We start from the raw sequence: 14,108 nt of genomic DNA, 5'->3' as shown, positions 1-14,108 counted from the left end.
CCTGCCTCAGTTCTCAAAAATGTCATTCAGATCATTGACATTGGAGGATCTGGTAATGACAATGACACTGTCGTTCTCCTGGATCCAGTCATTACCGGTGGGAATAATGATCGCGCCGTTCCGCACAATAGCCGCTACCAGAAAATGCTTCTTAAAGCGGATATTTCGGAAAGGCTCCCTCAGATTCCGGCTTCCTTCTCTTGCAACAAACTCCAGCGCCTCGGCCTTGCCGTCGGCGATCCGGTGAAGCGTCTCCACATTGCTTCCAATAGTGTTTCGGAGAGCCCTCACATACCGGATGATCTGGGCTGCCGTGATATTTTTCGGACTGATGACGGAATCAATACCCAGGGTTTTGATGATACCCTCATAGTTTCCCCGGTTGATCTTTGCCACGACCTTCGGGACCTGAAGTCTGCTGGCAAACAGAGCCGTCAGGAGATTTTCTTCATCTCTTCCGGTCAGCGTCACAACGGCTCCAGCCGACTCCACATGCTCCTCCTCCAGGACCTGTTCATCGGTGCCGTCACCGTGAATAATGGTGCAGTCGGGAAGCAGCTCGTCAAGCTCCTGGCACCGTCTTTTATTCTGCTCGATAATGGTGATTTTCATACCCATCTGGCTCATTCCAAGGCCCAGATAGTAGGCGATCCTGCCTCCGCCGATGAGGATCGCATGCTTCACCCGCTTCTGATATTTTCCCTCATATTTAAAGAAATCCGTAATTGCAGAGGGTTTGCCCGCAATATACATGAGATCCTGCTCCTGCGGAACAAAATTGCCATCGGGAATGATGACCTCCTCCCCCCGGACCGCAGTACAGAAAAGCACCGGCAGTCGGATCTCGCCCATGACCTGGGACAGAGGTCTGCCCACCAGCTTATCCCCCCGCTTCACACGAAAGGCGATCAGCTCCACCTTCCGGCCCGCAAAGGTCTCCACGTTGATGGCCGTGGGGAAACGGAGCACCCTGCCGATCTCATTGGCTGCTTCCAGCTCCGGATTGATGATCATGTTGATCCCCAGCTCCTGCTTCAGCACCGATACCTCCCTGGCATATTCCGGGTCACGGATCCTGGCTACCGTATTCTTCGCCCCCAAACGCTTGGCGGTCAGGCAGCACAGCATATTGATTTCGTCGCCGGGTGTAGTTGCAATGATCAGATCCGCCTCCCGGACCCCCGCCTCCAGAAGAACACTGGCGGAAAGCCCACTTCCCTTCAGACAAAGAACATCCAGACTGTCCCCCGCCCGATCCACTGCTTCCTGAGATTTATCTATCACTGCCACATCGTTATCCTCGGCGGACAGGTGCTTTGCCAGTGTATAGCCCACCTTGCCGATTCCAACAATAAGGATCTTCATGTTTCCTTCCTCCTGTCTGCCCTCCGGGCACCAGTGTAATACTCCCTCTATTATATAAATGAAACCGGGAAACCGCAACACTTTCCCGCTATTTTAACCTCTGAAATACCCGTCTCTTTAGTCAAATGAAAACAGGCGCTGAAAAATCAGCGCCTGCCCTTATCATACTTAAACCTACTCCTCTTCCCCTGCTTCCAGAAGCGTGGTCTCATACTTTGCAAGAATGATAGCCTGGATCTTATCTCTGGTCTCAGAATTGATGGGATGAGCGATATCTCTGTACTCACCGTCGGCGGCTTTTCTGCTGGGCATCGCAATAAACATGCCCTTTTCCCCCTCAATCACCTTGATATCGTGTACCACAAACTCATTATCCAGAGTAATGGAAACGATGGCCTTCATCTTTCCTTCCTTGGATACCTTTCTAACCCTCACATCTGTAATCTGCATCTTTACATAGTCCCCTTCCTTTGTCCTCCTGCTGTCAAAGCTTAAAGCACAAATCTTTCGTTTTTCTCGATAACAATCTTAATATCATTGGGAGCGCCGATATATGTCATATTGGCCCGGATCGTATCCCTGCTCTCGACGATGCAGTTCTCGATCCGTGTATTGTCACCGATGTAAACATCATTCAGGATAATGGAATTCTTAATGACACAGTTGTTTCCAACATATGCCTTCTTGAACAGAATTGAATTTTCCACTTCTCCATTGATGATACAGCCGCTGGAGACAAGACTGTTGCGGACCTTAGCCCCCACGTTGTACTTGGCCGGCGGATTGTCGTCCACCTTGGAATACACGTCGGGATAAGTATTGAAGAAATAATTGCGGACCTCGGGATCCAAAAAGTCCATATTGGTCTTAAAGTAAGAATCCACGCAGGAAATATTGCTCCAGTAGGATTCCAGCTTATACGCATAGATCCGCTTCATATTCTTATAACGAATCAGGATATCCTGTACGAAATCGTAACGATCCTCCTCCGCGCACTTCTCAATAAGCTCAATGAGTTGACGGCGGCGGATCACATAGATACCGCAGGACACCGTATGGGAGGTTGCCACCATGGGCTTTTCGTCAAACTCCACAATCCGGCCGTCCTCATTGGTACGTACCAGACCGAAGCGGCTCACGTCCGCATCCTCCGGCATATCCTTGCAGACCACGGTGATGTCTGCCTGCTTTGCGATATGGTATTCCAGAACCTTATTGTAGTCCAGCTTGTAGATGCCGTCGCCGGAAGCGATCACCACATAGGGCTCGTGGCTGCTCTTCAGCCACTTCAGATTCTGCCAGAGGGCATCTGCCGTACCTCTGTACCAGTTGCTGTTCATAGCCGACAGAGTAGGCGTGAATACATAAAGTCCACCCTGCTTTCTGCCGAAGTCCCACCACTTGGAGGAGCTCAAATGCTCATTTAAGGAGATGGAATTGTACTGCGTAAACACTGCCACCTTCTTGATATGGGAATTTGTCATGTTGCTTAGGGCGAAATCGATGGCTCTGTAGCTGCCGGCAACGGGCATTGCGGCTATCGCGCGCTTCTCTGACAATTCCCTCATTTTCTTATTGTTTCCGCCTGCCAGAATAATACCTACTGCTCTCACTTCTCGCCACCTGCCTTTATAATATAGTCTCCGCTGTCAAGCTTTCCGTCCGGATAATCTGCGCTTTCCGTCACACCGGAAATTGCGGTATTTCTGCCTACCGATACACCATCGGGAATGTAGGAATCCTCTCCCACGGTCACCAAATCAAAGGCATAGACCTTGGGATTTAACTTGCTGACTGCAAAATCTCCCACACCCAGGCGGACGTTGGCGCCCACCTCCACATTGTCGGCAATGATGGCCTTGTCCACCACCGTTCCGTCTCCGATCACCACGCCGGACATGAGAATGGAATCGCGGACAACCGCTCCCTTTCCGATCTTAACGCCGACACCGATGACAGAATTGTAAATGTTACCGTAAATTTCTGCACCCTCGGCAATGATGCTTCTCTCGATCACCGAATCTGCGGAAACATATTGAGGAGGCAGGATATCGCTCTTGGTATAGATCTTCCAGAATTCCTCATACAGATTGAATACAGGAATGATATCCACCAGCTCCATATTGGCTTCCCAGTAGGAGCCCAGAGTTCCTACATCCTTCCAGTAGCCGTTGTACTCGTAAGCAAAGATCCTGTCTCCTCTGCTGTGGCAGTAAGGAATCACATGCTTGCCGAAATCGCAGCCCGGTTCATCGGACATCTTGATCAGAGCCTCTTTGAGGACCTTCCAGCTGAAGATATAAATACCCATGGAAGCCAGATTGCTTCTGGGATGAGCCGGTTTCTCCTCGAACTCGGTGATCCTGTTGTTTTCGTCGGTAATGACCACTCCAAAGCGGCTTGCCTCCTCGATGGGTACCGGGAGTGCCGCAATGGTAATATCGGCATTGTTTGCCTTATGATAATCCAGCATTACCTCATAATCCATCTTGTAAATATGGTCGCCGGATAAGATCAGAACATACTCAGGATTATAGGATTCCATGTACTGCAGGTTCTGATAAATGGCATTGGCCGTACCGGTGTACCATTCGCTGTTTGTACTCTTCTCATAAGGAGGGAGGACCGTCACTCCTCCGATATTCCTGTCCAGATCCCACGGAATACCAATCCCGATGTGAGAATTCAGCCGCAGCGGCTGGTACTGCGTCAGTACGCCGACCGTGTCAATGCCGGAATTGATGCAGTTGCTCAGCGGAAAATCGATAATACGGTATTTACCGCCAAAAGCCGTAGCCGGCTTGGCCACATTTGCCGTCAGCACTCCCAGCCTGCTGCCTTGTCCGCCTGCCAGCAGCATTGCTATCATCTCTTTCTTAACCACGCTATCACCTCTTGCTGTTATAATTAGTTGTACTAACAGTGTAGCACACTTTTTGGAATAAATAAACAATTTTTTCACTATATTCTTATAAATTTTATGCAATTTATAAAACTCATTGTTTTGATTCTCCCCTCCAGGTATGGTATAATGTTCGGAAAGGGCAAAGCCAGGCACCAGTTCAGCCCTCCCGTGTCATCGGATGCTTGCATCCGATGACACGGGAGGCTGAATTGGTATCCGGCGCGCGAAGCGAGCCGGAAAAGCCGACAGGCTTTTCTGGCTTTGCCGGAATGAAAGTTACGGCTTTGCCGGAACAGAAGCTTCTGGCTTTGCCGGGACAGAAGTTCATCCGTTACGATTATCTTTTCAGAAAGGATTTTCCCATGAAATTTATCCATACCGCAGATATTCATCTGGGCTGTCAGCCCGACCGGGGCTTTCCCTGGTCCAGAGAGCGCTCCTTTGATATCCTGAGTGCCTTCCGTGATCTCATCGCTGCGTGCAAAAAGGAACAGGCAGATCTCCTGCTGATCTCCGGTGATCTGTTTCACCGCCAGCCGACGCCGGCTGAGTTAAAGGAGGCCGACGCCCTGTTCTCCAATATCCCTCAGATCCCGGTGGTGCTCATTGCCGGAAATCACGACTGTGTCCGTGCCGGTTCTTCCCTGGCAGAGTTTTCCTGGTCTCCCAATGTGACCTTTTTATCGCAACGTGATCTTACGGAAGTTTCATTCCCCACCCTTAACACTGTGATCCACGGCTTCAGCTACCATACGAGGGAGATCCCCGAACCGCTTTACGACGGTCTCACGGCTCCCAGAGACGGCAAATTCCACATTCTTCTTGCCCACGGCGGTGACGAAAGGCATATTCCCATCGACAGGAAAAAGCTTTCCCAGTCCGGGTTTTCCTATACAGCCCTTGGCCATATTCATAAACCGAAGCTGTGTCCGGAAGAACGTTTTGCCTTTCCCGGATCCCTAAGCCCCATCGATCTCACGGAGACGGGAAGCCACGGCTATGTCCTGGGAGAACTGACCAAGTCCTCCGAAGGCGGCCCCGGAGCTCTTTCCCTGCGCTTCGTCCCTCTTCCCACCCGTACTTATATTCCGTGCCGGGTGAAAGTGACTGAAAAGACCACCAACCAGTCTCTGTTCCAGACGATCTCCAGATTCATGGAGCAATACGGTTCCTCCAATATCTATAAGCTGACACTGACCGGAAAGCGGGACGCTGACATCATTTTTGACGAAGCATATCTTCGAACGGCAGGAAAGATCATCTCTTTCCGGGATCTGACCGTCCCCGCTTATGATATGGAGGCTCTGCTCCGGAACCACCGTCATGATATCATCGGAGATTATATCGACGCCTTTCTGGGCAGCCCGTCTGCAGACGGTTCCCATGCCCCGGGTGACAGCAATTTCCCTGACCCGGACGTGGTTCTTTCGGACCCTGTCAAAAAACAGGCCTTTTATTACGGTCTGGATGCCCTTCTTTCCAACTTTGACGCAGATACAGGAGACCAGTAAATGATTTTAAAAGACATCGACATTTCCGGATTCGGAAAATATACTCATGAAAGCATGTCCTTTTCCGAAGGCATCAATATTATCTACGGTGAAAACGGCTCAGGAAAATCCACTCTCCATACCTATTTGAAGAGCATGCTTTTCGGCATGGAACGAGGCCGCGGAAAGGCGGCCCATACCGACGCCTATTCCCATTATTACCCCTGGAATTCCCAGGCTCCCTACGGCGGCTCCCTGACCTTTTCCGACGGCGAGGAGGATTACCTCATCGAACGGTGTCTGGACACCAAAAACCGTTCTCTGACGATCCGTAAAGCCGGAAGCGGTCAGCTGATCGGCACGGAACAGGCCGATCTGGACAGCCTCATAGGCCATATCACAGAGGAGACTTACCGGAATACCATCAGTATTGAGCAGCTAAAGGCGGCCACTGACGGTTCCCTTGCTGCCGGTTTAAAAAATCATCTTTCCAGCATTGCCCTCTCCGGCACCTCCACGCTGGATGTGACAAAAGCGCTTGCCTCCCTCCGGGAAAAGAAAAAAGCCCTCAAACAGCAGATCAACGAGGAGGCTTCCTCCAAATACCAGACTGTTTTTCAGGAGATCTGTGAGACGGAGGATAAGCTGAAGGCCATGGGTAATCAGCCCGACCAGCTGGAAAAGCAGATCCGGGAGCTGGAAAACCGGCTGGAGGAAGAAAAGCAGAAACGGGAAAACCTCAAAAAATCCGCCGCCGATACGGAAGCTGCCATCAAATCCCACAGCTTGTTCCTCGTCCGGGATGCGGATATTTACCAGGAGCGGATCCACGATGCCTACGCCGCCCACCGGCTGGCCGCGGAAGAAAACAAGCGCCACGCCCGCCATTCTCTCCGGACGCGCGACATAATTTCCGGACTGGCAGCTATGGTACTTTTTCTGCTTCTTGGTCTGGGCAGCCTGTTTTATGAACAGCTTCCCTTTACCAATACACCGTTCCCTCTGCCAAAGCTTCCCCTTTTGATCCTCTTTTTTGCCGGGGCAGGCATTTCCCTGCTTGTCACTATTATTCTATTCGCCCGGTCCAGAAAAGATGATTCCGATTCTGAAGCCATGGCCGCAGAGACTGAACTTTTCTTACAGAATGCATTCAAGCTTCATTTGAACGACTCTGAAATCACCGAAGAGAACCTGGCTGCCATGGAAGAAAAACTGGCACAGTATACTGCGCTTCAGAAGGCACTGAAAGAAAACCACGCACTGACAGACGCTTCCCTCCAAATTACGGTCGCCCTTCAAGAGGAGCTTCGCCATGCACAGACTGAAATGAGCCGCTGCCAGAAGGAGGCCTGGGAGTTTGAGCAGACCTGTAAGCACCTGTCGAAACTGGAAGAAGAAAAACAAGCCCTGGCTCACATTATAGAGAAAAACAAGCTGGCGGAGGAACGGCTCTGTTCCATTGCTCTGGCAGAGGATACCATTGCAAAACTGTCCTCGAAAATTCATGAAAGCTTCAGCCCTGTGTTGAATGACAAGGTTTCTGAAATCATAGCTGCCATCACCGACGGCATCTATGACAGACTCTGCATCGACGAAAATCTGACTGTCACACTGAGGAGCGGAGGACGCACAATTCCTCTCGATTCCTTAAGCCGCGGCACCATCGAACAGATCTATCTGGCACTGCGGCTGAGCGCCGTGGATATCCTCTATCCCGGTCTGTCCCTGCCGATCCTTCTGGATGACACCTTCGCCTATTATGATGACGCCCGTCTTCACAACACGTTAAAATGGCTGGCAGAGCATTACCCCGGCCAGGTGCTTCTCTTCACCTGCCACAAACGGGAGGCTGCTTTCCTCTCAAGGATGAACATGCCTTACCATCTGGTGGCGCTGAGCTGATGAACAATCTATTCGCTTATGCAGCTGCGTATCGGATCTTCGGAAAAGCGCAGATCCCGTCGGATCTGTTCGGTTACAACAGGAAAACAGGAAAATGAAAAGGGACTGTCCGCCAGTCCCTTCTTTTGTATGTCTCAGTATTCTATTTCATTTCCCCGTTCCGATAACGCTCCAGCAGGCGGTTGATCCTGTCTGTAGGATTCAGCAGCACGCTGAGGGATACATCATGATTCATGTAATCCACCAGGAGCGCAATATATTTGCTCATGTCCACATCAATGTAATACGGCTTTGACAGAAGCTCCGGTGTCTGATAGACGAGATTGGTGGTCAGCATCCGGTCGATGAGGCCGTTCTCATAATACTCATCAAATTTCTTCAGGCCGCCGGTAAACAGACCGAAGGTCGCACAGATGAAGACCTTCCTTGCCTTTCTCCGCTTCAGCTCCTTGGCCACATCCAGCATACTGTCGCCGGAGGAGATCATGTCGTCGATGATGACCACATCCTTACCCTCCACGGAGCTTCCCAGAAACTCATGGGCCACGATGGGATTCTTCCCGTTGACGATCCTCGTATAGTCCCGGCGCTTGTAGAACATGCCCACATCCAGTCCCAGCACGTTGGCAAAATAAATGGCTCTTCCCATTCCGCCCTCATCGGGGCTGATGACCATCATGTGATCGCTGTCGATCTGCAGATCCTTTTCATGGCGCAGAAGATGCTTGATAAACTGGTAAATGGGCTGAACCGTCTCAAAGCCCTTGAGGGGGATCGCATTCTGCACCCGCGGATCATGGGCATCAAAGGTAATGATATGATCCACTCCCATGTGGACCAGCTCCTGCAGAGCCAGCGCGCAGTCCAGAGATTCCCTTCCGGTTCTTCTGTGCTGCCTGCTTTCATATAAGAAAGGCATGATCACCGTAATTCTTCTTGCCTTGCCACCCACTGCGGCAATGATCCTCTTCAGATTCTGGAAATGATCGTCCGGGGACATATGGTTCACACGTCCGCAGAGAGAATAGGTCAGGCTGTAATTGCATACATCTACCATAATAAACAGATCGTCACCGCGGACCGATTTGTCGATCACACCCTTGGCCTCGCCGGTGCCAAACCTGGGTACATGACAGTCAATGATATAGCTGTCCTTTTCATATTCGGAAAACAGCACGGAGGCCTTATTTTCATTCTGTCGTTCTTTTCTCCACTCTACCAGATAGGCATCCACCTTCCGTCCCAGCTCCTGGCAGCCGTCAATGGGTATCAGCCCCAGAGGGCCAACCGGTATCGTATTCAATTCATGCTCTTCCCGCATTCCTTTTTCCTCCTCATGCTTATCAGCGTGTTTCGGTATTTTCATTCCTCTGTACGTTATGTAGGGTATCATCCGGCCGTCGGAAAGTCAAGCCCTTCTTTCCCCCATTTTCTTTTTTATGCGGATATCCTCTCCAAACAGAGGAATAATGCGGTAGCTGCTGAATATCCTGGAAAAGATCCGCTCAGAATAATTGTCTCTCAGTTCATTCATCGGCAGGTTTGTGGAGATCATCGTAGCCCGTCCCTTTAATCCCCGGTCATTGATGCAGTAGAAAAGCTCTGAATTTCCCAGGCTGTTGTTGAGCTCCGTTCCCAGATCGTCAATGATCAGAAGGTCACATTCCAGAATGCCCCGGTACCGTTCTTCCCGAGCCTCATCTCCCCGGTCAAACCGCTTGTCCGTCAGGATCTGAAACAGGTCTGCCGCAGTCAGGTAAAGCACTGCCTCCGCCTGATCCAGAAGCTCCTTGGCAATGCAGTTGGTCAGGAAGGTTTTGCCCGTACCGGCAGGGCCTGTGAAAAGAATGTTGCCTCCCTTTTCCCGGAAATGCTCCGCATAGGATCTGCACTCTTCAATGACCGCCTTCATATATTCATACTGACTGATGCCCTTTTTCTGATTTACGATCAGGTCCCGGTCATAAAAATCATACCGGACCCGGTCGAAATTTTCCCGTTCCAGGACCTGTTCCAGATTGGACTGTCCATAAAGGATCCGGATCTCCGCCTGCCGCAGACATCTGCATTTTTTTCCGTCCACATAACCGGTATCCCGACAGGCCGCACAGGTATAGGTCGGTTCCATATAATCCGGTGAAAAGCCTCCCACAGCAAGAAGGGCCTCCCGGCTCTCCCGAAGCTCCTTCAGCTTGAATTTGAGCTGCTCCATGGCCCCGGTATCCCCGGCCAGAAGCTTTTTCGCCTGCTCCAGCGAGACCGCTCCCATCTCCCGGTCGAACTGCTCAAGCTGGGGCAGCGCCCGGTAAACCTCCCGGATCCTTTCCTCCTGCCTGTGCCGGTTCTCCATCTGGCGCTTCTGATAAACGCGCATCAGCGCGTCATACTGAGAATTGTTCAGTCCCACGGCTGCCTCCCTTCTCTCCCTGCTTTAAAATCCGTTGAGTTCCTTGACAAGCTCGTCACAGTCATAATCCCGCTGCGGGAAATTATGAAATTTATTGGAACGCTTTGCCTCGGGCTTTCGCTCCGAAGTCTGTTCCCCGCGCTCTTTTCGCGGTTCCCGGCCCTCTCTTCCCGGGCCCTTTCCGTCCAGCCTGGCAATATCCGCCTTTTTGAGGACTCCCTTTTCCTTCCAGTCCCGAAGGATCTTGTCCGCATATTCAAAGCTGGGCTGATGGATTGCCCTCATGGTCCTGTCGCAGGCCTCCAGCACCACATCCACCGGAAAACCGTAATCCCGGAACCACTGGTCAATCATGACCCGCTCTCCCGCCGCCGGATTCCGGCCGCCGAGACCAAAGGCCTTCAATACCGCATAGGTATTTTTTCCTCCGCTCACCGTCTCTGCCCTGGCCTGTTCCACCGTCTTTATCCCTCTCTCATTCCAGTTGAGGGCCACTGTTTCAATGTAACGCATACTCTTATGCCCGTTGGAAACACAGTATTCCACCAGGTATTCCAGAAGCTCTGCCGACATGCCCAGCTTTCCGTAAAGGTTTGCCAGCACATCACAGTCCCTGGGCGTCAGATTTTTGCCCGTATAGCGCCCCGCCAGGTACAGAAGCTGGCAGAAATCCTCATCCTTTTCCAGCACCTGAAGGTCTCTTGTCTTTCCTGCCGATGCAGGAACAAAATTCCGTTCCGAAGCGACTGCCGCCTCCGTAGTCACAGCCGCCTCCGAAACGGCAGCCCTCTCAGGCGCCGCAGCTGTCTCCGAAACCGCAGCTGTCTTTGCGGCAGCCATTCCATTTACAGGCAGCTCCATCCTGCTGTCAGGCTCCTCCTCCAGAAGGACAATGCCCGAAAGCCGTTTATCTGTTCCGTACTCCAACTTCAGGAGCTTCATCTTTTCCCAGTATTTCAGTGCCCGAAGCACATCCTTTTCCGTATTGTTCAGCCCATCGGCCATGTGGGAAACCGATACCTCTTTTCCCTCGGAGATCTGCCGCAGGAGCAGCAGATACACCTTCACAAATTCCCCGTTGGCCTCCGGAAGGAACCGGTCAATAAACCGATTGGACACCATAGTTACCCCACAATCCCGCCGGTCCGTCACAACAAGTCCCGCCATGCCTCTCACCTCTCTCATTCGCTCCCATTATAACATAGGAAAAATGAAAAGAGAACCTGTTTTTCCGTGAGCCCCCTCCTCAGTGACCTCCTTGTGGAAAATGTGGATATTGTGGACAAGGTTCGACATTCCCCTCCAAAAATCCCTAAAAATGTCGATTTTACGGGATAGTTACAGAATTGTCAATTTCAGTTTTTCCACAAAAAAATCCACATGCTTTTTTCCACTAATTGTTGATAAGCATGTGGATTTTGTGGATAACTACAGGCCTAACAGGCTTTCTCCAATCTTTACAACGTCTCCCGCCCCCATAGTTATCAACAATTCATTGGGGACACAATTTTCCAGCAGAAAATTTTCTATTTCATCAAAGGATTCAAAATAATGAACCTTTTTTCCCAGTTTCTCCAATTCGACAGCAAGATTCGCCGAACTGATACCAAGGGTATCGGTCTCTCTGGCCGGATAGATCTTTGCCAGTACCACCTCGTCTGCCAGAGCAAGAGCCTCCGCAAACTCCTTCATGAGAGCCTTCGTTCTGGTATAAGTGTGGGGCTGGAATACACACCAGATCTTTTTCTTATGAAGCTTTTTCGCCGCCAGAAGAGTCGCCCGGATCTCATCGGGATGATGGGCATAATCATCCACCACGGTCACGCCGCCCAGCTCTCCCTTCAGTTCGAACCTGCGCTCCGTCCCCGTATAGCCGTCCAGTCCCTTTTCAATGGCCTCCCCGGTCACTCCAAGGGCCTCTGCCACAGCCACCGCCGCCAGCGCGTTGTCCACATTGTGCTCGCCGGGCACCTCAAGCTCCAGATGAACCAGCTTTTCTCCCCGCTTCATCACGTCAAAGGAGGCATGGCCCGCTTCATTATACACAATGTCTGCCGCCCGGTAATCAGCCTCCTCATTTTCCAGGGCAAAGGTCACCATCCGGCAGGCAATATCTCCCATCAGCTTCCTGTAGTCAGGAATATCGGCATTGATGATCAGAAGGCCATTCTCCGGCAAAAGCTTCGCAAAGGTGTGGAAGGAATCCCGGATATCATCAATATCCTTAAAGAAATCCAGATGATCCTCCCGGATATTCAGGATCACAGCAATGGTCGGGAAAAAGGAATGGAAGCTGTTGGTATATTCACAGGCCTCCGTCACAAAGCAGCCCGAATGACCGATGCGGATATTTCCGCCGATACTGTGAAGGATGCCGCCCACGGATATGGTCGGATCTGCTTCAGCCGCCAGCAGGATCTCCGCCACCATGGAGGTGGTCGTGGTCTTACCGTGGGTTCCGGAAATCGCCACCGCATCCTGATAATTTTTCATCATCTGTCCCAGAAGCTCTGCCCTGGTCATCATGGGAATTCCCCGGCGGACCGCCTCCGCGAACTCAGGATTGTCCTCATGGACTGCCGCCGTGTAAACCACCACGTCAATGTCATCGGTGATATTGGACGCTCTCTGCCCCTCATAGACTACCGCTCCATCCTGCTGGAGGTGTTCGGTGAGCGGCGATACAACCGAATCGGAGCCGCTTACCCGAAAGCCTCTGGAAAGCAGTACCTCCGCCAGGCCGCTCATACTGATGCCGCCGATTCCGATAAAATGCACTGCTATGGGTTTCTGAAAATCTATCTGATACATGCCGATGTCCTTCCTTCGTTTTTCATTTTATCCAGTATAACACAAAAGACAGTATCTTCCAATACTGTCTTTCAGCGTCTTCCTTATGCAATGTCATGCTGTCTGTGTGCGAAAAATGACATGCTTGTATTTTTCAAGAGCAAACAACAGGATATTTCCGAGGCCGCCGATGGCCAGTACCTCTCCGATCCCCACTGTAAGCATCATCCAGGGAATCAGGTCCGGAGCTCCGTAACCATAACGAAGCACCCACGGTATGATCAGCGTGTTGGAAACGATCGGCGGTACACAGACAAGCAGCTTGTGCTTTCTGAGCAGCCAGGAGCAAACGGCGCCGATCAATGTTGCCAAACTTCCAAAGACAACGTCCAGAACCACGCAGCTGCCTAAAATGTTGGACAACAGACAGCCCACAAACACACCGGGCACCGCTGCCGGAGTAAAATACGGCAGGATGACAAGGGCTTCCGATATCCGGAATTGGATCGGTCCAAAAGCAATGGGGGCAAATACCATGGTCAGCACCACATAAATGGCTGCGATCATCGCGCCCTGAACCGTGTACGAAACGGCTCTGGAGGATACAGTGTTTCTCTTCATAATTCAGTTCTCCTTTAGTTTTGTTTTAGGTGAGGAAGGTCTCGAACTCACCGAGGTATTACTATACCATAAGTAAAGCTTAAATGCAAGTCACGAAATCCGGTTACCTCTCTGCTGCTCCACCAATGCCCGCAGCTCATCGACCACCTGGCCGCTCTGCTTTCCTGTTTCATCGATGGTAATATCTGCATATTTTTCATAGAGCGGAACCCGTTCCCGATACAGATCAAGCAGGGTCATGCCGTCCTTCAGGGCCACACCCCGATCGACCAGATTTCCCAGCCGCCGTTTAAGCTCCTCATAGCTGATCTTCAAATAGACTACCGTTCCGATCTGCTTAAGATGCTCCATGGCCGAAGGCCCGTAGATCACGCTTCCTCCCGGTGCAATGACCGCCCGGTTCGTATGGATCTCCCGGTTTACCCTCTCCTCGATGGCGAGGAAGCCCTCCAGGCCATCTTCTGCAATGATCTCCTTCAGCAGACGCTCCTCCTGTTCCTGAATCAGCAGGTCTGAATCGATAAATTTATACCCGATCCGCTTTGCAAGCAGCACGCCCACCGTACTTTTCCCCGATGCGGGCATACCGATCATGGTAATGTTATTCCAGTTGTTTTTCATCGTATGA

The 14,108-nt window shown here is 51.3% G+C and carries 12 protein-coding genes; 2 read left to right on the top strand and 10 right to left on the bottom strand.

All coding sequences use genetic code 11. The features are described from left to right. Positions 1-6: 6 nt before the first annotated feature. From trkA to QJ036_RS05565, 4 genes are all read right to left on the bottom strand, one after another. A complete protein-coding gene (trkA, locus tag QJ036_RS05580; protein ID WP_283230460.1) occupies positions 7-1,365 on the bottom strand; it encodes a Trk system potassium transporter TrkA in 1,359 nt (452 codons plus the stop codon). A 174-nt stretch (positions 1,366-1,539) separates the two neighbouring features. Continuing rightward, complete coding sequence (spoVG, locus tag QJ036_RS05575) at positions 1,540-1,815, bottom strand: septation regulator SpoVG (RefSeq protein WP_283230459.1); 276 nt, start codon at positions 1,813-1,815, stop codon at positions 1,540-1,542. Between the two features lie 41 nt (positions 1,816-1,856). Next, positions 1,857-2,978: a glucose-1-phosphate adenylyltransferase subunit GlgD gene (gene glgD, locus QJ036_RS05570; RefSeq protein WP_283230458.1), complete on the bottom strand. Its 1,122-nt coding sequence runs from the start codon at positions 2,976-2,978 to the stop codon at positions 1,857-1,859. Beyond that, positions 2,975-4,249: a glucose-1-phosphate adenylyltransferase gene (locus QJ036_RS05565; protein ID WP_283230457.1), complete on the bottom strand. Its 1,275-nt coding sequence runs from the start codon at positions 4,247-4,249 to the stop codon at positions 2,975-2,977. The genes glgD and QJ036_RS05565 overlap by 4 nt, the downstream gene beginning before the upstream one ends. A 212-nt stretch (positions 4,250-4,461) precedes the next feature. On the opposite strand from QJ036_RS05565, the gene QJ036_RS05560 reads away from it, so the two are divergent. Both QJ036_RS05560 and QJ036_RS05555 read left to right on the top strand, forming a co-directional pair. After that, complete coding sequence (locus QJ036_RS05560; protein WP_283230456.1) at positions 4,462-5,781, top strand: metallophosphoesterase family protein; 1,320 nt, start codon at positions 4,462-4,464, stop codon at positions 5,779-5,781. Then, complete coding sequence (locus QJ036_RS05555) at positions 5,782-7,662, top strand: ATP-binding protein (RefSeq protein ID WP_283230455.1); 1,881 nt, start codon at positions 5,782-5,784, stop codon at positions 7,660-7,662. 142 nt (positions 7,663-7,804) lie between these two features. On the opposite strand, the gene QJ036_RS05550 is transcribed toward QJ036_RS05555, so the two are convergent. From QJ036_RS05550 to QJ036_RS05525, 6 genes are all read right to left on the bottom strand, one after another. After that, a complete protein-coding gene (locus QJ036_RS05550) occupies positions 7,805-8,983 on the bottom strand; it encodes a ribose-phosphate pyrophosphokinase (protein ID WP_283230454.1) in 1,179 nt (392 codons plus the stop codon). Positions 8,984-9,070: 87 nt separating this feature from the next. After that, positions 9,071-10,069 carry an ATP-binding protein gene (locus tag QJ036_RS05545; RefSeq protein WP_283230453.1) on the bottom strand — a complete coding sequence of 333 codons (999 nt, stop codon included), beginning with the start codon at positions 10,067-10,069 and terminating at the stop codon, positions 9,071-9,073. A 24-nt stretch (positions 10,070-10,093) separates the two neighbouring features. Further along, positions 10,094-11,254 carry a DnaD domain protein gene (locus tag QJ036_RS05540; protein WP_283230452.1) on the bottom strand — a complete coding sequence of 387 codons (1,161 nt, stop codon included), beginning with the start codon at positions 11,252-11,254 and terminating at the stop codon, positions 10,094-10,096. A 243-nt stretch (positions 11,255-11,497) separates the two neighbouring features. After that, positions 11,498-12,880: a UDP-N-acetylmuramate--L-alanine ligase gene (gene murC, locus QJ036_RS05535; RefSeq protein WP_283230451.1), complete on the bottom strand. Its 1,383-nt coding sequence runs from the start codon at positions 12,878-12,880 to the stop codon at positions 11,498-11,500. A 93-nt stretch (positions 12,881-12,973) separates the two neighbouring features. Beyond that, positions 12,974-13,480: a QueT transporter family protein gene (locus QJ036_RS05530; protein ID WP_283230450.1), complete on the bottom strand. Its 507-nt coding sequence runs from the start codon at positions 13,478-13,480 to the stop codon at positions 12,974-12,976. Between the two features lie 90 nt (positions 13,481-13,570). Then, positions 13,571-14,101: a shikimate kinase gene (locus QJ036_RS05525; protein ID WP_283230449.1), complete on the bottom strand. Its 531-nt coding sequence runs from the start codon at positions 14,099-14,101 to the stop codon at positions 13,571-13,573. Positions 14,102-14,108 lie beyond the last annotated feature (7 nt).

Origin of the sequence: Fusibacillus kribbianus (genome assembly GCF_030053595.1) — a bacterium.
Lineage (GTDB): Bacteria > Bacillota > Clostridia > Lachnospirales > Lachnospiraceae > Lientehia > Lientehia kribbiana.
Note: the sequence above shows the minus strand (reverse complement) of the source record. Positions and strands in the feature narration are given on the sequence as shown.

What these genes read in the sequence shown, in the direction of transcription:
- trkA (WP_283230460.1), bottom strand. Translation starts at nt 1,365, where the DNA reads ATGAAGATCCTTATTGTTGGAATCGGCAAGGTGGGCTATACACTGGCA.
- QJ036_RS05560 (WP_283230456.1), top strand. Translation starts at nt 4,462, where the DNA reads ATGACACGGGAGGCTGAATTGGTATCCGGCGCGCGAAGCGAGCCGGAA.
- QJ036_RS05530 (WP_283230450.1), bottom strand. Translation starts at nt 13,480, where the DNA reads ATGAAGAGAAACACTGTATCCTCCAGAGCCGTTTCGTACACGGTTCAG.
- QJ036_RS05540 (WP_283230452.1), bottom strand. Translation starts at nt 11,254, where the DNA reads ATGAGAGAGGTGAGAGGCATGGCGGGACTTGTTGTGACGGACCGGCGG.
- spoVG (WP_283230459.1), bottom strand. Translation starts at nt 1,815, where the DNA reads ATGCAGATTACAGATGTGAGGGTTAGAAAGGTATCCAAGGAAGGAAAG.
- murC (WP_283230451.1), bottom strand. Translation starts at nt 12,880, where the DNA reads ATGTATCAGATAGATTTTCAGAAACCCATAGCAGTGCATTTTATCGGA.
- QJ036_RS05555 (WP_283230455.1), top strand. Translation starts at nt 5,782, where the DNA reads ATGATTTTAAAAGACATCGACATTTCCGGATTCGGAAAATATACTCAT.
- QJ036_RS05550 (WP_283230454.1), bottom strand. Translation starts at nt 8,983, where the DNA reads ATGCGGGAAGAGCATGAATTGAATACGATACCGGTTGGCCCTCTGGGG.
- QJ036_RS05525 (WP_283230449.1), bottom strand. Translation starts at nt 14,101, where the DNA reads ATGAAAAACAACTGGAATAACATTACCATGATCGGTATGCCCGCATCG.